Here is a 16,755-nt window from a genome sequence, read left to right as displayed (position 1 = left end):
ATGGAAGAACAGGAAATAAAACAAATAGTTAATAAAAAAGTTTCTTTGGCAAAAGTTGCTTCCATGCAGTTGGGACTTTTGGATTTTAAACAAAGAAACGCAATTTTATTATCGATAGCCGATGCTTTGGAAAAAAATATCAGCGAAATACAGTTTCATAACGATATAGATGTTGAAACCGCGAAAAATTCCGGTATGGATAAAGTTTTGATAGAAAGACTTACATTAACGAATAAAAGAATTGAAGATATGATACACGGTGTAAGAAGTATCGTTAATCAAAAAGATCCGATCGGCGAAATTATGGAAACAAGAGATGTTGACGGTATAAATATTCAAAAAATAAGAGTTCCTATAGGAACTATAGCTATGATATACGAATCAAGACCTAATGTTACCGTTGATGCTGCGGCATTATGTATAAAGTCCGGTAATGCTATCATTTTAAGAGGCGGTTCGGAAGCTATAAATTCAAACAAAATACTTGCGAAGATTATTTCTTCCGCAGGAGAATCCGCAGGTATGCCGGTAGGTGCGATTACTTTTATAGATGTGGTTGACAGAGCTGCAGTTTCCGAAATGATAAAACTTGATAATTATATAGATTTGTTGATACCGAGAGGAAGCGGGAAAATGATAGAGTTTATAAAACAACATTCCACCATTCCTATACTTTCTCATGGCAGCGGGTTGTGTCACACTTACATTGATAAAGCCGCCAATATCGATATGGCAATAAAAGTTACCATAAATGCCAAATGTCAAAGGCCGGGAGTATGTAATGCTACCGAAACCGTTCTTGTTCACAGAGATATAGCAAACAAAGTTTTACCGAAATTATGTAAACAGTTTTTTGCCAATGATACCGAAGTAAGAGGTTGCAAGTTAACAAAAGCTATTGTTCCGGAAGTTAAAGATACTACCGAACAAGATTGGGCAACGGAATATTTGGATAAGATAGTATCAATAAAAGTTGTTAACTCTTTGGAAGAAGCAATAAACCATATTAACAGATACGGTTCAAAGCATTCCGACTCAATAATTACGGAAGATAAACAAAGAGCGGAAAAGTTTTTGAAAGAAGTTGATTCCGCGGCGGTATTCCATAATGTTTCTACAAGACTTCATGACGGCGGAGTTTTCGGGTTGGGTGCGGAAATAGGAATATCTACCGGTAAATTGCATGCAAGAGGTGCAATGGGTGCAAGAGAGTTAACTACAACGAAATATGTTGTCAGAGGTAACGGAGTTATAAGAAAATAATTTTTAATATGTTTGGAGGTGCAAGTAAATTATGAATATCGGGGTTTTGGGCGGTTCTTTCGATCCTGTTCATAATGCACACCTTCAAATGGCGGAAGTTGCTTTAAAAGAGTTTGAGTTAGACAAAATTATTTTCGTTCCCGCATATGTTCCTCCTCACAAAAAGAAACTTGTTGCGTCGGATAAAGACAGATATGCCATGCTTTTTGATGTGACAAAAGATATAGAACAATACGAAATTGATACTTACGAACTTGATTCAAAAAAATCCGTTTATTCTTATGAGATGTTAGATTACATTAAAAGTAAACATAATTCAGATAATATAAAAATGATAATAGGTGCGGATTCGTTTAATAATTTAACTTTGTGGAAAAACACGGACTATATAGTAAAAAAATACGGGTTTATAGTTTTTCCGAGGCCGAACATAACGATAGATATTGAAAGCCCGTATTATAAATATTGCAAGTTTTCAAAATATGTTATGAAAAACATATCATCAACGGATATAAGACAATATTTGACCGATAAAAAAGATATTTCCGAACTTGTACCTAAACAAGCGGCTGACTATATAAAAAGAAACGGACTTTACAGTGAATAAAAGTACAGAACAAAAAATATACAACTATTTATCATCACATTTAAAACCGGAAAGATACAATCATGTGTTGGCGGTTAATGATTTAGCTGTGAAACTTGCAAAAACTTATAAACTTGATATTATGAAAATATCGACTGCCGCTTTGCTTCACGATTGTGCAAAAAACATGACTTTGGAAGAAAATATAAAATATATAAAAAAACACAAACTAAAAATAAAAAATATAGATTTTGTTGTAAAGTATCTTCCGCAGGTTTTGCATTCTTATATAGGTGCCGATATTGCAAAGAAAGAATTTAATATAAAAGATAAAGAGATTATAAATTCGATATATAATCATACCATCGGAAGAATAGGTATGAGTGATTACGAAAAGGTAATTTTTATAGCGGATGCGTTATCTTTAGACAGAAAATATAAAAAGGCTTTTGTGTCAAAAAAAATAATGTTTAGCGATTTGGATGAAACATTTAAGTTGGTGTTACAAAGCAAAATAAAATATGTGATATCAAAATTTAAAGTTTTGCATCCCGATATTATAAAGATATGGAATTATTATAACAGGTAAAATGATAAAAAAAATTTTGTTGCTTTTAATAGTTGCCGTGTTAGGTGTATTAATTTATTTTTCCGCAACTTCTAAAATTGTTAAAGATTTTAAAGACGGGAAAAATATTAATGTGTTGTTTGTTTTAGATGATGTTGATAATAATGAAAATATAAAGTTTTTTGTTGTAAAATACAATTCTTTAAGTGAGTATATAAAAGTATTGTTTACGGATGAAAATATTACAATACTATACAAAACTAAAAAAGCAAGAGTATTAAAAGATATGATTTTAGAAACTTCTCCGGAAAAGAGAATAGATTTCATAAAATCCGAAACACAAAAACTTTTAGATGATAAGCTAAGTATAGATTATTATGTATGCTTAAATAACGAAAGTTTTAAAAATATTATAAATGTTTTTTCCAAACAACAGGATTTGGGAAATAATTTAAAATTATTTGATATGTGCTTGCAACCCGAAATTGACAGAGATACAAGAATGGTTGCCTGGATAAAAATTTTCAATTATATATACAACAACTTTAACAGATTTTCTTTTATAAAGTTAATAAAAGATTTGTATAATAAAAATATTGTTATAAATACAAACTTTGAAGCGAAAGATTTGTTTTTATTGTATTCCTATTTCTTAAACGAAGACAAAACGATAAAATATGCCGATATACCTACTGTGAACAAAAGAAAAAGAATAGAATTAGACGAAGAAAGCAGAACAAAAATCGTCGACTTTTTTGATAATGATTATTCAAACAGCGGAAATTATTTAAAAGTTGAAGTGTTAAACACAACAAACAAATCAAGGCTTGCAATAAAAGCTGTTGATAAAATAAGAGACAATGATTTTGATGTTATGGATTGGGGTTCATCTTCAAAAAAATATGAATTTACAACGATTTTTGACTTTGTAAATGATTATGAAAAGATAAAAGAAATAAAAGATATTTTAGATTGCGGTGAAATAATTTTCAGGCCGAAAGAAAACTCATTAATGAATGTATCTGTACTTTTGGGACAAGATTGTACAATATACGATAAATTGGACAGAGAATCGGAAGATTAAACTTTTTGCAAAGCAAAAAGTTGATGCATAGAAGTATAGAGGTATAGAAACAAAATGCAAAGCATTTTGTTGAAGTATGGAAGAATAGAGAAATAGAAGTATAGAAACAGACAAGCTTTTTGTCATCCCGCACTTGATGCGGGATCTCGCCGTTAGTCGTTATTGTTTCCATGCATCCATATCTCCATACATCTATACTTCAAAAATCCGTAGGATTTTTTGGGGGGGACAAATGAAAAAAATAGATTTTTTAAAGCTTGCAAAAAAGGCAGTAAAAATAGCCGAAGATAAAAAGGCTGAAAATGTTGTCTTGTTGGATGTGCAGGAAAAAACTCCTATCACAAATTATTTTGTTATTGCAACCGCAAATTCTATGCCCCAAATAAATGCAATTATAAACGAAATAGAAAAAACTTTTAAATATGATTATTCCGTTGAAGTATTAAGAAGAGATGGCGGAAATGCTGCGGTTAATTGGAAAGTCTTGGATTTCGGCGGTATCATCATTCATGTTATGAGCCAGGATTTAAGACAGTTATATAATCTTGAACATATATGGGAAAGTGATGAACCTAAACCGAAAAAAAGAAAAGTCGTTAAAAAAGTTGCCGCCAAAAAGACTGCAACCAAAAAGACGGTAAGTAAAAAAGCAAAGAAGTAATAACTGAAATTTGAGGTAAAAAGTGGCTGCGGAGTTTGTACATTTACATAATCATACCGAATATTCATTGTTGGACGGTTTAACCAAATTAACCAAAAAAGGTAAACCGTTGGAACTTTTTAATATTATAGGAAAACAATATCAAATGCCGGCACTTGCAATTACCGATCACGGTAATATGTATGGTGCAATGGAATTTTATTGGGCATGTTTGGACAGCGGCATAAAACCCATTATAGGGTGCGAAGTTTATATTGCTAAAAAAAGCAGATTCGATAAAGATAAAGAAAACGGCGGGTATCACCATTTGATACTTCTTGCTAAAGATAACGAAGGTTACAGAAATTTATGTTATCTTGTAAGTGCGGGTTTTACGGAAGGTTTTTATTATAAACCGAGAATAGATAAAGAAATATTACAAAAATATTCTAAAGGACTTATTTGTTCTTCAGCCTGCTTGGCAGGAGAAATTGCGACGCTTCTTTCCGCAGGCAATAAAGAAAAAGCAAAAGAAGTTGCAGGTTGGTATCAGGATGTGTTCGGTAAAGGTAACTACTATCTTGAAATTATGGATAACGGGCTTGAACAACAAAAAGCAATAATCGCGCCTTTACTTGAACTTTCAAAAGAAACGGGAATACCGCTTGTAGCAACAAACGATTGTCACTATTTAAAACAGGAAGATGCATATTATCACGATATCTTGTTGTGTATAAACACACAAAAAAGTGTTAATGATCCTAACAGAATGAGAATGGGTTCTGACTTGTTTTATTATCGTTCACCGGAAGATATGATAAAAACATTTTCTTATGTTCCCGAAGCAATAAAAAATACACTTGTTATTGCCGATATGGTAGATGTTAAAATAAGAAAAGGTAACGGAGACCTTTTACCTAACTTTGAAGTGCCCGAAGGATATACATCTCAAACTTATCTCGAACATCTTTGCAGAGAAGGTCTTAAAAAAAGATATCCTGTTATAGAAAAAAAACATACCGACAGGTTGGAATATGAGCTTTCCGTTATTAAAAAAATGGGATTTGCTTCATACTTTTTAATTGTTTGGGATTTCATAAAATATTCAAAAGATCACGGAATTCCTGTAGGTCCCGGAAGAGGTTCCGGAGCAGGTTCGATTGTAACTTATACACTTGGAATTACGGATATTTGTCCGTTAAAATACGATTTGCTTTTTGAAAGATTTTTGAACCCCGAAAGAGTTTCCATGCCTGATCTTGATATCGATTTTGCGGATTTCGGCAGAGAACAGGTTATAGATTATGTTAGAAACAAATACGGTCAAAACAACTGTGCTCAAATTATAACTTTCGGAGCTATGGAAGCGAAAATGGTAGTAAAAGATGTAGGCAGAGTTTTAGGGTTTACACCTGCCGAAACACAAAAAATAGCAAATGCAATTCCCGCGGGCTCTTCAATACCTGATGCTATGGTAGGTTCCAAAGAATTACAGGAAATTATAAAGAAAGATTCCAGAGTTGCCGAACTTATAAAAATATCATCAAAACTCGAAGGAACAAAAAGACATACCGGAGTTCATGCCGCGGGTTTGATAGTCGCTCCTGAAGATGTAAGGCATTTTTCACCTCTTGCAATAGGTAAAAAAAATGTAGTAACTACTCAGTACGACGGTAGAATTTTGCCGGATTTAGGACTTTTAAAAGTTGACTTTTTGGGACTTCAAAACTTAACAATTATAAATGAAGCTGTAAAACTTATAAAGAAAAAAGAACCGGATTTCGATTTGGAAAAAATTTCTCTTGAAGATAAAAAAACATTTAAACTTTTACAGGAAGCCAAAACGTTCGGTATATTCCAGCTTGAATCGGAAGGTATGAAAGATTTGGTTAGAAGAATGAAACCGACAACTATAGAAGATATAACAGCTTTAAATGCTCTTTATCGTCCGGGACCTATCGGTGCCGGTATGCTTGATGTTTTTGTTGATTGTAAACATGGCAGAAGAAAAGTTACTTACGATCATCCTTTGCAGGAACCGATACTTAGAAACACTTACGGTGTTATTTTGTATCAGGAACAAGTTATGCAAATGGCTATGGCTATAGGCGGTTTCACGGCAGGTCAGGCTGATGGTTTAAGAAAAGCTATGGGTAAAAAACTTATAGATAAAATGCAGGCCGCAAGAGAAAAGTTTGTTGAAGGAGGAAGAGCGAAAGGAATAGATCCTTCAATAACAAATAAAATTTACGATAATATGGTAACTTTTGCAGGCTACGGTTTTAATAAATCCCATTCCGCAGCATATGCTTATGTTACGTACAGAACCGCATATTTGAAAGCTCATTATACGCTTGAATACATGACGGCATGTATGAACAACGAAATAGGTAAATCTGCAGACAGTAAAATAATAGAATATATCGATGATGTTAAACAGTTCGGTATAAAAACTTTACCGCCTGATATAAGATATTCACAAAGCGAATTTTCGGTTGAAGGAAAAAATATAAGATTCGGCCTTCTTGCCATAAAAAATGTCGGTGAAGGTGCGGCACAAAATATAGTTGAAGCAAGAGAAAAATTCGGTAAGTTTGAATCTTTTGAAGACTTTTTATCGAAAATAGATTTATCAGCGGTAAACAAAAGAGCAATAGAGTGTTTGTGTAAAGCCGGTGTTTTTGATTGTTTCGGTAAAAATAAGTTGGAAGTAAGAGCAAAGATACTTGATAATATAGAAGAGACATTGCAACAGGCAATAAAAACAAAAAAAGAGCAAAACGATAGTCAGGGCTTTTTGTTCGGCAGTGACGAAATATCTACGGCCACTGTTAGTGTAATGGACAAAAAAATTCCTCCTTTGGATGAAACAGTAGCATTGGAATATGAAAAAGAAGTGTTGGATTTCTATCTTTCGGGACATCCTTTGGAAAAATATAAAAGAGACATGATAGCTTTTTCAATGTACAGGCTTGATACAGTTCCTGTTCCGCCAGAAAACACTACTTTTGAAACGGCAAAAATTATAAGAGTTGCCGGAATGATAACATCTTTAAAACATTTAACGGCAAAAAGCGATAAAACAAAAACTTATGCGACGTTCAGAGTTGAAGATATGTACGGTTATTTGGATTGTATAGTGTTCCATAAATTGTACGAAAAGATAAGTGATAAGTTGCAGGAAAAGATGATAGTTGTTGTTAAAGGTAAAGTGTTGCACGATAAAGGTAAACCTAAACTTTCAATAGAAGAATTTTATTCCATGGAAGAAGCAAAGAAAAAATTTCCGCCGTTTTTGGGCTCGTTAAGAATACAAGTTTCGGCTGTTGCTTTAGATGATGCAATGTCCGACAAAATTTTAAAAACAATTGAAAAATATCCCGGGAAATCTAAAGTATATTTGGAAATTAAAGATTATAAAACGGAAGATTATACCATAGAAACCGAATATACGGTAAAATACAGTGACGAATGTATAAAAGATTTGGAAACATTGTTGGGACCCGGAACAGTCACACTTCAGTATAGAGATATTTAAAAATTGCCAAAGGCAATTTTGGAAGATTGGAAGAATAGAAGATTAGAAGATTAGAAGAGAATGGAGGAATAAAATGAATACTTTGGCATTAACAAAGATACCTTACGGAATGTTTATTATTACATCTGCTTTTGACGGAAAAATCGGCGGGCAGATAGCAAATACTGTCTTCCAAATAAACTCTAATCCCGCGACTATAGCAATAAGTATTTCAAAACAAAATAATACTCACTCTTTATTATCCAACAGCAAAAAAGCAGTTATATCTACAATAACCGAAGAAGCAAGTTTCGAATTTATAGGAAAATTCGGTTTTAGAAGTTCAAGAGATTTTAATAAATTTGAAGGCGTGGAATATAAAACAAATGAAAACGGGCTACCTATAGTAACTCAATTTGTAAATTCATATTTTGAAACAGAAATCATTTCACAGTTTGAAACGGAAACTCATACAGTGTTTTTATGTAAGGTAATAAATTGTGAAGTATTAAACGATAATCCTACAATGACTTATGATTATTATCACAAAGTAAAGAAAGGTTTAACTCCGAAAAACGCTCCGACATTTATACAAAAATAATTAATAACTTAGATCTAAAAATTTATAGTTTAATAAAAAAGGAAGATAAAAATATCTTCCTTTTTTGATTACTAATTGCTAATTTCTAATTACTAATTATTTAAATATTCCGCCTGTCTGCATGGCCCACATAAGTAAATCCATATGTGACATCGGTATTTTTATATCATTACAAAATTTTATCATTTTTTGTTCTGTCTCTAAATAAATTTTAGGCGTTAAAGTTGAAGGAATTTCGTCTATTGCATTATAAAATTTCAAGTTTCTTAAAATATGCCTGTCTAAAATTGCCAAATCAAGACCTAATCCGATATTCCTTAAAAAATGTCCCGCTTCTTTATAACCGATACCTTTAATATTATCGATAATCCATTTTCTTAAAGTTACAGGATCATCAAAAGATTTTAAGAAATTTTTTATATCAAGTTTCCCGTTGGAAGTAAACTGTTTTCTTGCTTGAACCAAAAAGTTTGCTTTGTTGTTTTGAAATCTTACATTGTTTATATTTTTTGATATTTCTTCAGCGGAAGCGGTAAATAAAAGTTTCTTATCGTTTAAAACATTTACGGCGTTCCAACAAGACAATGCTTTTGATTGCGGAGTAAAAATACAAAATGCGAGTTCCGCAAAAATTGCTTCATCGTTCCCTTTTACGAACACATCTTTATAATGTTGAACTCTTTTTGATATCGGTTCTTTTGCGACTGTTTTCCACAAATGTACCAATTCTTTAACAGTTTCGGGTTTTGCTTTTATGTTTTCTATTTCTACGAACTTTATTGGTATAATCATAAATTTTTTCTCACTGATTTAATGTTTAAAATCTAACATAAAAAATTATTGTTGTCAACAAAAAATCACGGAGTGATTTTTGGAAGATTTGAAGAGTAGAAGAATAGAGGATTAGATAGGAAGAAAAAATAAATAATAATAAAATTTGCGAAGCAAATTTTACATTTGAACTTCCAATCTTCTAATCTTCCAATCCTCAAATCATCAGTTCTTTTGATTTTTAGTTATAAATGTTATAAAATCTACTATTGAATTTAAATCCAAAGTCAAAGAGGTTTTTATGGCTAATATAATCTTAAAAGGTAAAGTTTTTAAGTATGGCGCAAATGTTAATACCGATGAAATTATTCCCGCAAGATATTTAACAACTTCAGATCCTAAAGAACTTGCAAAATTTTGTATGAAAGATATAGACGACAATTTTGCATCACAAGTAAAACCGGGTGACATTATCGTTGCAGATAAAAATTTCGGCTGCGGTTCTTCCAGAGAACATGCTCCTATATCAATCAAAGGCGCAGGAGTTTCTTGTGTTATTGCAAAATCTTTTGCAAGAATATTTTTTAGAAATTGTATAAATATAGGCCTTCCGATTATAGAATCCGATGAAGCTGTTGATAACATAGATAAAGGCGATAAACTTGAAATAGATTTGGCAAAAGGCGAAATAAAAAATGTGACAAAAAAACAAACATATAAAGCTCAACCTTTTCCGGAATTTATGCAGAAATTAATAAAAGCCGGCGGTTTGCTTTCTTACATAAAAGGAAACGCTGATAAATCCTGAACGGAAATCTTGAGGCATATTTTGCCTCTAAATTCGTTGGAGTTTCTCAAGATAAGTTACCAACTATCCCTACGAAACTCCGCCTATTTACAGACAAAATCTGTTCTCAATCTTTGCTCATTCAGAATTTATCAGAGTTCCCTTAAAGGAGGAAAATAAAAATGTCTAAAACTTATAAAATTGCTCTTATTCCCGGTGACGGAACAGGTCCTGAAGTAATAGCGGAAGGTGTAAAAGTTATAAATGCCGTTGCAGCTAAAACAGGTGCGAAATTTGAATTTACAAATTTTGATTTAGGCGGAGAAAGATATAAAAGAACAGGCGAAATTTTGCCTGACAGTTGTGTTGAAGAATTTAAGAAATTTGATGCAATGTATCTCGGAGCAATTGGTCATCCCGATGTTAAACCGGGAATACTTGAAAAAGGTATTTTGTTAAGATTAAGATTTGAACTTGACCAATACATAAATTTAAGACCGGTAAAACTTTATGAAGGTGTAGATTGTCCTTTAAAAAATAAAGAACCGAAAGATATAGATTTTGTAGTGGTCAGAGAAAATACCGAAGGTCTTTATTTGGGAGCGGGGGGATTTTTGAAAAAAGATACTCCTTACGAAGTTGCAACACAAGAATCCATAAATACAAGATTCGGTGTAGACAGATGCTTAAAATATGCTTTTGAATTAACAAAGAAAAGAAATAAAGATAAAAAACTTACATTGTGCGGTAAAACAAATGTTTTAACATTTGCATCTAACTTGTGGGAAAGAGCATTCAGAGCAATGGGTGCAAAAAGTTATCCGGATATAGCATTAAACTATGTAAATGTTGATGCAGTATGTATGTGGATGATAAAAAATCCCGAATGGTTTGATGTTATAGTTACAGACAATTTGTTCGGCGATATAATTACGGATTTAGCAGCAATGATTCAAGGCGGTATCGGTATTTCCGCAGGCGGAAACATTAATCCTGAAGGGGTGTCAATGTTTGAACCTATGGGCGGATCCGCACCTAAATATACGGGACAAAATGTTATTAATCCGTTGGCAGCAATTAGTGCCGGTGCTATGATGCTTGAAACATTAGGTCTTGAAAAAGAAGCTAAAATGGTAGAAAATTCCATGGCAAAATCTTTGGCAAGCGGTAAGATAAAATCGTTGGCGGCAGGAAAGATGGGAATGGGAACCAATCAAGTCGGAGATTTGATTGCAAACAATTTATAACGATTTTAATATTTTGGCTGCACCTTTGCATTTTTCTAATTCATTTACCGCAAAGAGTAAACTTCATTAAAAAAATGCTTCGGTTCGTCTAAAATCTTAAAACCTAATTAAGTGTTTCGGCAAGAACTAAGAAAAGTTAATATAATTTTGCAAAGCAAAAATATGACATATTAAGGTCAATATAGGAGAAGAAAATGAAGAAGTACAAAGTTGCAGTAGTAGGTGCTACCGGAGTAGTAGGTAACGAAATGATAAAAATGTTGGAAAACAGAAATTTTCCGGTAGAATCAATAAAACTTTTAGCATCACAAAGAAGTGTAGGTAAAAAATTAAAATTTAAAGGACAAGATATACCTGTAGAACTTTTAACACACGACAGCGGTAAAGGTATGGATTTGGCTTTGTTCAGCGCCGGCGGAGGAACATCAAAAGAATTTGCACCTTCGTTTGCAAAAGACGGTTGTTTTGTTGTAGATAATTCAAGTGCTTGGAGAATGGATGACAATTGTCCGTTAGTAGTTCCTGAAGTTAATCCTAACGATTTAAGTAAAGATAAAAAAATCATTGCTAACCCTAACTGTTCAACAATTCAAATGGTTGTTGCGTTAAAACCGTTACACGATTATGCAAAAATTAAAAGAGTAATAGTTTCTACATATCAAGCGGTTTCGGGTGCAGGTTCAAAAGGTATTCATGATTTGGAAAACCAAACAAAAGCTTTGGGTAAAGGCGAACCTATACCTCCGTTGGAAAAATTCCCTTATCAAATAGCATTTAATTTGCTTCCTCATATAGATGTTTTCGAAGAAAACGGATATACAAAAGAAGAAATGAAAATGACAAACGAAACCATGAAAATTATGGGTGATAAAAGTATAAAAGTAAGTGCAACTTGTGTAAGAGTTCCTGTTTTAAGAGCTCACAGTGAATCCGTATGGATTGAAACAGAAAAAGAATTAACACCTGAAAAAGCGAGAGAACTTTTGTCTGCTGCAAAAGGTGTGGAAGTTATAGATAATCCCGCGGAAAACAAATATCCAATGCCGTTATTTGCACAAAACCAACAAAAAACATTTGTCGGCAGAATAAGAAAAGATATTTCTTGTGACAAAGGTTTAACATTTTGGGTAGTATCGGATAACTTGTTAAAAGGTGCTGCACTTAATGCCGTAGAAATTGCGGAAATGTTAGTATCTAAAGGTATTTTGTAATATAAAGTTCTATAAATAAAAGCTCACATCTTTGATTTTTAGGATGTGAGCTTTTTTATTTATGGTATAATAACACTGATATGAAAAAAATTATAGTAAATGCCGATGATTTCGGATACAGAACACAAATAAATAATGCCATTGTTTATGCTTATAAAAATGGTGTTGTAAGAAGTACTTCAATGCTTGTAAACAGAGATGCTTTTGAAGAAGCTGTTTTATTGGCAAAAGAAAATCCGGGGTTGGGTATAGGTCTTCATATAGATTTGGACAAATACTTTGATATTGAACATGGTGTAGGTACAGTAAAAGGATGGGTTAATAATACTATTCCTACACAACAGATTATAAAAGACGAAATAAAAAAACAAATAGAAAAGTTGTTGTCCGCAGGTATACAAATAGATCATTTTGACAGTCATCACCACACGCATCTATTTCCGGGTGTATTACCGATAGTTGTAGAACTATGTAAAGAATACAATGTTAATAAAATAAGATTTTTTAACAAATTCGGTGATTACGATAAACAAAAAGAATTGTTGGTTTCTAATGGTATAAAATTTCCGGAACATTTTATTGAAGGTTGGTATTACGGTAATGTCGATGAAGATTATAATGTTTCCGAAATTATGACTCATCCGGGATATGGTGAAATTTGGAGAGAAAAAGAACTTTTAGTTTGTTGTGATGTTTTATTGAAAGAGTATTGCCAAAGAAACAATATAGAATTAATAAAGTTTTCAGATTTGTAATTAAAATTTGAAACAAAGTTTTTATTGAAAATGTATAAGTTTAATATTATACTTATAGTAGGACATACTTGTGATTATGTGTAGTAAAGGAGGAAAAAACTATGAATAATATAATAAAAAAAAGAAAAGGTTTTACCTTGGTAGAGTTGGTGATAGTGATAGTTATTGTAGGTATTTTATCCGTAATATCCGTGCCGATATACAGAGGATATGTAGAAAAGGCAAAAATGACTGAAGGAAAGGTATTGTTAAATGCAATAGCAAAAGCGGAACTTGCATTTCATGTTCAATATGGCTATTTTGTTAATGACGGTTGTTATTATGGAATAAGACCTCAGTATCTCGATATAAACTCAGAAGGAAATAAGTACTTTACAATGTGGGAGACAATGGCAGAAAATAATTCAAGGCTCGAAAGAGCAAAAAGTGCGGTAAATAAGTTAAAAGAAGGTATCGATTATGGCGATTATGAGGATTTTGTTGAAATAGCCGTGGGTTATGAGTCACCAAAAGGTATAGTGACTCTTTTTATGACGGTAAGCTCCAATGGCGGATGTTCCGATATCAGAAACGATATCATGGGGTATTACGAAGGTGGCTACGATGATACTCCTACGGCCTGTTGTTGATATTTTGTATACAAAAGTAGTTTTTAGTATAGGAGAAATTATATGAAGAAAACAAAAAGAGGTTTTACCCTTGTAGAATTGGTAATAGTAATAGTAATAGTGGGAATATTGTCTGTAATATCTGTTCCGATATACAGAGGATATGTGGAAAAGGCAAAAATGACGGAGGGAAAGGTATTGGTAAGTGCAATAGCTAAGTCTGAGTTAGCATACCATGTACAACATGGATACTTTTATAATACTCCTGGAACAATTAGCCGAGACTCTGTTCTTGATATAGATGCAAGTGGAAATAAATATTTTAGATTGTTTTTTGCCCGTTCAAATACGCCAATGACTGTAACTACTCGTCAGCAAGAATCATTGAATTCTATTAGCAAAGGTGCACTTGTAGCGAATGAAATTATAGATTCTGTTTTAATAGAGGCAGGATATGAATCTCCGCAAGGGTGGTTAGTTGTTTCCATGATTGCATATTCTAATGGTGGCTTTTCTGATATGGAAACTTATAGATATGGATATGGTGGCGGAGGCGATGAAGAAATTGCATAGGTTAGATAAAATTTAATAGAAAAAATATATAATATGATTGTAACAAAAAAGGCTTACTTAAATGTAAGCCTTTTTTGTTGTTGAATATAAAAAAAATTGCATTATACTTGAAGTAGAAGGGTATATATATATGAGATTGTATATATAGCGGTAGTAAAGGAGGAAAAAACTATGAATAATATAATAAAAAAAAGAAAAGGTTTTACCCTGGTAGAGTTGGTAATAGTGATAGTTATTGTAGGTATTCTATCCGTAATATCTGTTCCGATATACAGAGGGTATGTAGAAAAGGCAAAAATGACTGAAGGAAAGGTATTGTTAAATGCAATAGCAAAAGCGGAATTGGCCTATCATGTACAATACGGAGAATTTTATTCTACCTGGGATATTGTTTCTTGGGATACGGTACTTGATATAAATGCAGAAGGGAACAAATATTTTAAATATTGGTTAACCTATGCACATAATTATTCCGGAAAGAAAATGAAAGTTGAAAGTTATGTCAGTAAAGGTATGATTGGTTATGATGATTATGAGGATTATGTTGATATTTATGTGGGGTATGAATCTCCGCAAGGCAATGTTGTTCTTCATATGACGGTAAGTTCTAATGGCGGTTGTTCTGATATTGATAATGGTTACATGGAAGATTATTATGAGCCAGTGTAGCTTTTTCTTGTTAAAATTTTTATATAAGTAACAAAAAAGATCTGTTTAAAAGCAGGTCTTTTTTTTGTTGCGGATATGATTATTTTATATTATACTTAAAGTAGAAAAATTGCATATATGAGTTGTATATATAGTGGTAGTAAGGGAGGAAAAAACTATGAAAAATATAATAAAAAAAAGAAAAGGTTTTACCTTGGTAGAGTTGGTAATAGTGATAGTTATTGTAGGTATTTTATCTGTAATATCTGTTCCGATATACAGAGGGTATGTAGAAAAAGCGATGATGACTGAAGGAAAGGTGTTAATAGGGGCAATAGCTAAGTCAGAGTTAGCTTATCATGTAGAACATGGTTATTTCTTAAATGTCGGATGGACAAATTCATCACGAGAACTTGATATAGATGTCAGAGGAAATAAATATTTTAGAGAATTTTATGCCCAGTCCGGTGGAGGTTCTTATTATACTTCCTCTAATATATCGGCAGTAGCATCAATTGAGAAAGATTCATATAACTATGATAATGACAGTGTTTATATTGAAGTTTATGGTTGGAACAATGGAAAAAGTTGGAGACTTAGAGCAATGCAATATGCAGATGGCGGATTGTGGGGGTATGGACCGAATGGTGACATCGTTGACGAAAGAGATGAACTCCCAATGCTTCTGTAATTTTAAGGAACAAAAAAACTAATATAAAAAAGGCCTGTTTAAAAGCAGGTCTTTTTTTGTTGCAAATAAAACAAAAATACACTATAATTATCTTGATGGAAAAACTTTTTATTGTATAAATAAAAAAATAGGAGAAAAATGATGATAAAAGCAAAAAAAGGTTTTACGTTAGTAGAGTTGGTAATAGTAATAGTGATAGTAGGAATATTGTCTATAATATCTGTGCCGATATACAGAGGATATGTGGAAAAGGCAATAATGACGGAAGGTAAAGTGTTAATAAACGCAATAGGAAAAGCGGAGCTTGCATATCATGTAAAAAACGATTGTTTTTATAGTACCGGCAGGGTTGAAAATGATAGTGTATTAGATATAGATGCGAGAGGAAACAAATATTTCAAGGAATTTAATGCAACATCAGGTTCCGGTTCAAATTATTATGGATCAAGTATTAATGCAAGTGCTGTTAGTAAAGTTGGCAGTGATGAATATAATGATGTTGTTGAAATTCGAGTTTATGGCTGGAATAATGGTAAAAGTTGGACACTTAGGGCAGTACAACAGGCAAATGGTGCATTGTATGGATTTGGCAATAACAGGGAAATTGTAGATTCTGAACATGAAGTTGTTAGGGTTGAATAAAAAAATTAAAAATTTTTATTTGTTGCAATAGAGAGAAATTTAAACTATAGTTTTTGTGATAAGGCTTATGTTTAATTTTTTTCAAAGGATGGGAAAAATGGACAAAATAATAAAAACAAGAAAGGGATTTACCCTTGTAGAGTTGGTAATAGTGATAGTTATTGTAGGCATTCTATCTGTAATATCCGTGCCGATATACAGAGGATATGTAGAAAAAGCAATGATGACTGAAGGAAAAGTGTTGTTAAGTGCAATAGCGAAAGCGGAATTGGCATATCATGTAGAACATGGTTATTTTTGTGATACAAATGGAGAGACCGATTATTCAAGAGAACTTGATATAGATTCGTATGCTAATAAATATTTTAACTGGTTTAGTGCGAGTTCCGGACAAAAATCTTATTATGATGCCGGCGAATATAATGATAGTGTTTATATAGAGGTTTATGGTACGAACAATAATAACAAATATTGGACTCTTAGAGCAGAACAGACAGCAAACGGTGCTTTGGTAGGTTATGGACCTAATCGTGAAATCGTTGAATATAATGATGAAATTCGTA

18 protein-coding genes are annotated in these 16,755 nt (G+C 32.5%); 17 read left to right on the top strand and 1 reads right to left on the bottom strand.

Going from position 1 to position 16,755, the window contains the following annotated elements; all coding sequences use genetic code 11:
* The 7 genes from B2Y85_RS01420 to B2Y85_RS01390 all read left to right on the top strand — a co-directional run bounded on the left by B2Y85_RS01420 (nucleotide 1) and on the right by B2Y85_RS01390 (nucleotide 8,259).
* Nucleotides 1-1,263, top strand: coding sequence for a glutamate-5-semialdehyde dehydrogenase (locus B2Y85_RS01420; protein WP_372518690.1), 1,263 nt, complete (start codon nucleotides 1-3; stop codon nucleotides 1,261-1,263).
* 31 nt (nucleotides 1,264-1,294) lie between these two features.
* Nucleotides 1,295-1,870 carry a nicotinate (nicotinamide) nucleotide adenylyltransferase gene (nadD, locus tag B2Y85_RS01415; RefSeq protein WP_372518689.1) on the top strand — a complete coding sequence of 192 codons (576 nt, stop codon included), beginning with the start codon at nucleotides 1,295-1,297 and terminating at the stop codon, nucleotides 1,868-1,870.
* Nucleotides 1,863-2,438, top strand: coding sequence for a bis(5'-nucleosyl)-tetraphosphatase (symmetrical) YqeK (gene yqeK, locus B2Y85_RS01410; RefSeq protein WP_372518688.1), 576 nt, complete (start codon nucleotides 1,863-1,865; stop codon nucleotides 2,436-2,438). The genes nadD and yqeK overlap by 8 nt, the downstream gene beginning before the upstream one ends.
* Before the next feature lies 1 nt (nucleotide 2,439).
* Complete coding sequence (locus B2Y85_RS01405; protein ID WP_372518687.1) at nucleotides 2,440-3,501, top strand: LytR C-terminal domain-containing protein; 1,062 nt, start codon at nucleotides 2,440-2,442, stop codon at nucleotides 3,499-3,501.
* Between the two features lie 232 nt (nucleotides 3,502-3,733).
* Entirely contained in the window at nucleotides 3,734-4,162 is a 429-nt protein-coding gene (rsfS, locus tag B2Y85_RS01400) for a ribosome silencing factor (RefSeq protein ID WP_372518686.1), read from the top strand.
* Between the two features lie 22 nt (nucleotides 4,163-4,184).
* Entirely contained in the window at nucleotides 4,185-7,679 is a 3,495-nt protein-coding gene (locus tag B2Y85_RS01395; protein ID WP_372518685.1) for a DNA polymerase III subunit alpha, read from the top strand.
* A gap of 73 nt (nucleotides 7,680-7,752) precedes the next feature.
* Nucleotides 7,753-8,259, top strand: coding sequence for a flavin reductase family protein (locus B2Y85_RS01390; RefSeq protein WP_372518684.1), 507 nt, complete (start codon nucleotides 7,753-7,755; stop codon nucleotides 8,257-8,259).
* A gap of 96 nt (nucleotides 8,260-8,355) precedes the next feature.
* Here B2Y85_RS01390 and B2Y85_RS01385 read toward each other — a convergent pair whose 3' ends face one another.
* On the bottom strand, nucleotides 8,356-9,051 hold the full coding sequence (locus B2Y85_RS01385; protein ID WP_372518683.1) for an N-glycosylase/DNA lyase: 696 nt from the start codon (nucleotides 9,049-9,051) through the stop codon (nucleotides 8,356-8,358).
* A 289-nt stretch (nucleotides 9,052-9,340) separates the two neighbouring features.
* Here B2Y85_RS01385 and leuD point away from each other — a divergent pair, with 289 nt between their 5' ends.
* The 10 genes from leuD to B2Y85_RS01335 all read left to right on the top strand — a co-directional run.
* Nucleotides 9,341-9,838, top strand: coding sequence for a 3-isopropylmalate dehydratase small subunit (gene leuD / locus B2Y85_RS01380; protein WP_372518781.1), 498 nt, complete (start codon nucleotides 9,341-9,343; stop codon nucleotides 9,836-9,838).
* A 161-nt stretch (nucleotides 9,839-9,999) separates the two neighbouring features.
* Nucleotides 10,000-11,064, top strand: a complete 1,065-nt coding sequence (locus tag B2Y85_RS01375; protein ID WP_372518682.1) for a 3-isopropylmalate dehydrogenase — start codon at nucleotides 10,000-10,002, stop codon at nucleotides 11,062-11,064.
* Nucleotides 11,065-11,258: 194 nt separating this feature from the next.
* On the top strand, nucleotides 11,259-12,275 hold the full coding sequence (locus tag B2Y85_RS01370; protein WP_372518681.1) for an aspartate-semialdehyde dehydrogenase: 1,017 nt from the start codon (nucleotides 11,259-11,261) through the stop codon (nucleotides 12,273-12,275).
* Between the two features lie 80 nt (nucleotides 12,276-12,355).
* Entirely contained in the window at nucleotides 12,356-13,030 is a 675-nt protein-coding gene (locus B2Y85_RS01365) for a carbohydrate deacetylase (RefSeq protein ID WP_372518680.1), read from the top strand.
* Nucleotides 13,031-13,131: 101 nt separating this feature from the next.
* Entirely contained in the window at nucleotides 13,132-13,659 is a 528-nt protein-coding gene (locus B2Y85_RS01360) for a prepilin-type N-terminal cleavage/methylation domain-containing protein (RefSeq protein ID WP_372518679.1), read from the top strand.
* A gap of 42 nt (nucleotides 13,660-13,701) precedes the next feature.
* The gene (locus tag B2Y85_RS01355; RefSeq protein ID WP_372518678.1) at nucleotides 13,702-14,211 is read left to right on the top strand and encodes a prepilin-type N-terminal cleavage/methylation domain-containing protein; all 510 of its coding nucleotides are present in this window, start codon (nucleotides 13,702-13,704) and stop codon (nucleotides 14,209-14,211) included.
* A gap of 171 nt (nucleotides 14,212-14,382) precedes the next feature.
* Nucleotides 14,383-14,880 carry a prepilin-type N-terminal cleavage/methylation domain-containing protein gene (locus B2Y85_RS01350; RefSeq protein WP_372518677.1) on the top strand — a complete coding sequence of 166 codons (498 nt, stop codon included), beginning with the start codon at nucleotides 14,383-14,385 and terminating at the stop codon, nucleotides 14,878-14,880.
* 133 nt (nucleotides 14,881-15,013) lie between these two features.
* A complete protein-coding gene (locus tag B2Y85_RS01345) occupies nucleotides 15,014-15,550 on the top strand; it encodes a prepilin-type N-terminal cleavage/methylation domain-containing protein (RefSeq protein ID WP_372518676.1) in 537 nt (178 codons plus the stop codon).
* 141 nt (nucleotides 15,551-15,691) lie between these two features.
* Nucleotides 15,692-16,192 (top strand): prepilin-type N-terminal cleavage/methylation domain-containing protein, encoded by a 501-nt coding sequence (locus tag B2Y85_RS01340; protein WP_372518675.1) that lies wholly within the window; start codon nucleotides 15,692-15,694, stop codon nucleotides 16,190-16,192.
* Nucleotides 16,193-16,289: 97 nt separating this feature from the next.
* The coding region (locus tag B2Y85_RS01335) for a prepilin-type N-terminal cleavage/methylation domain-containing protein (protein ID WP_372518674.1) at nucleotides 16,290-16,755 on the top strand (466 nt) is incomplete at its 3' end.

The organism is Candidatus Ruminimicrobiellum ovillum (assembly GCF_002392975.1).
Taxonomy (GTDB): domain Bacteria; phylum Elusimicrobiota; class Endomicrobiia; order Endomicrobiales; family Endomicrobiaceae; genus Ruminimicrobiellum; species Ruminimicrobiellum ovillum.
Note: the sequence above shows the minus strand (reverse complement) of the source record. Positions and strands in the feature narration are given on the sequence as shown.

Bases quoted from the DNA above. Each gene is read 5' to 3' on its own strand.
- B2Y85_RS01385 (WP_372518683.1), bottom strand. From the start codon at position 9,051: ATGATTATACCAATAAAGTTCGTAGAAATAGAAAACATAAAAGCAAAA.
- B2Y85_RS01370 (WP_372518681.1), top strand. From the start codon at position 11,259: ATGAAGAAGTACAAAGTTGCAGTAGTAGGTGCTACCGGAGTAGTAGGT.
- B2Y85_RS01405 (WP_372518687.1), top strand. From the start codon at position 2,440: ATGATAAAAAAAATTTTGTTGCTTTTAATAGTTGCCGTGTTAGGTGTA.
- nadD (WP_372518689.1), top strand. From the start codon at position 1,295: ATGAATATCGGGGTTTTGGGCGGTTCTTTCGATCCTGTTCATAATGCA.
- B2Y85_RS01390 (WP_372518684.1), top strand. From the start codon at position 7,753: ATGAATACTTTGGCATTAACAAAGATACCTTACGGAATGTTTATTATT.
- B2Y85_RS01375 (WP_372518682.1), top strand. From the start codon at position 10,000: ATGTCTAAAACTTATAAAATTGCTCTTATTCCCGGTGACGGAACAGGT.
- B2Y85_RS01355 (WP_372518678.1), top strand. From the start codon at position 13,702: ATGAAGAAAACAAAAAGAGGTTTTACCCTTGTAGAATTGGTAATAGTA.
- rsfS (WP_372518686.1), top strand. From the start codon at position 3,734: ATGAAAAAAATAGATTTTTTAAAGCTTGCAAAAAAGGCAGTAAAAATA.
- B2Y85_RS01360 (WP_372518679.1), top strand. From the start codon at position 13,132: ATGAATAATATAATAAAAAAAAGAAAAGGTTTTACCTTGGTAGAGTTG.
- B2Y85_RS01350 (WP_372518677.1), top strand. From the start codon at position 14,383: ATGAATAATATAATAAAAAAAAGAAAAGGTTTTACCCTGGTAGAGTTG.
- B2Y85_RS01365 (WP_372518680.1), top strand. From the start codon at position 12,356: ATGAAAAAAATTATAGTAAATGCCGATGATTTCGGATACAGAACACAA.
- B2Y85_RS01340 (WP_372518675.1), top strand. From the start codon at position 15,692: ATGATAAAAGCAAAAAAAGGTTTTACGTTAGTAGAGTTGGTAATAGTA.
- B2Y85_RS01420 (WP_372518690.1), top strand. From the start codon at position 1: ATGGAAGAACAGGAAATAAAACAAATAGTTAATAAAAAAGTTTCTTTG.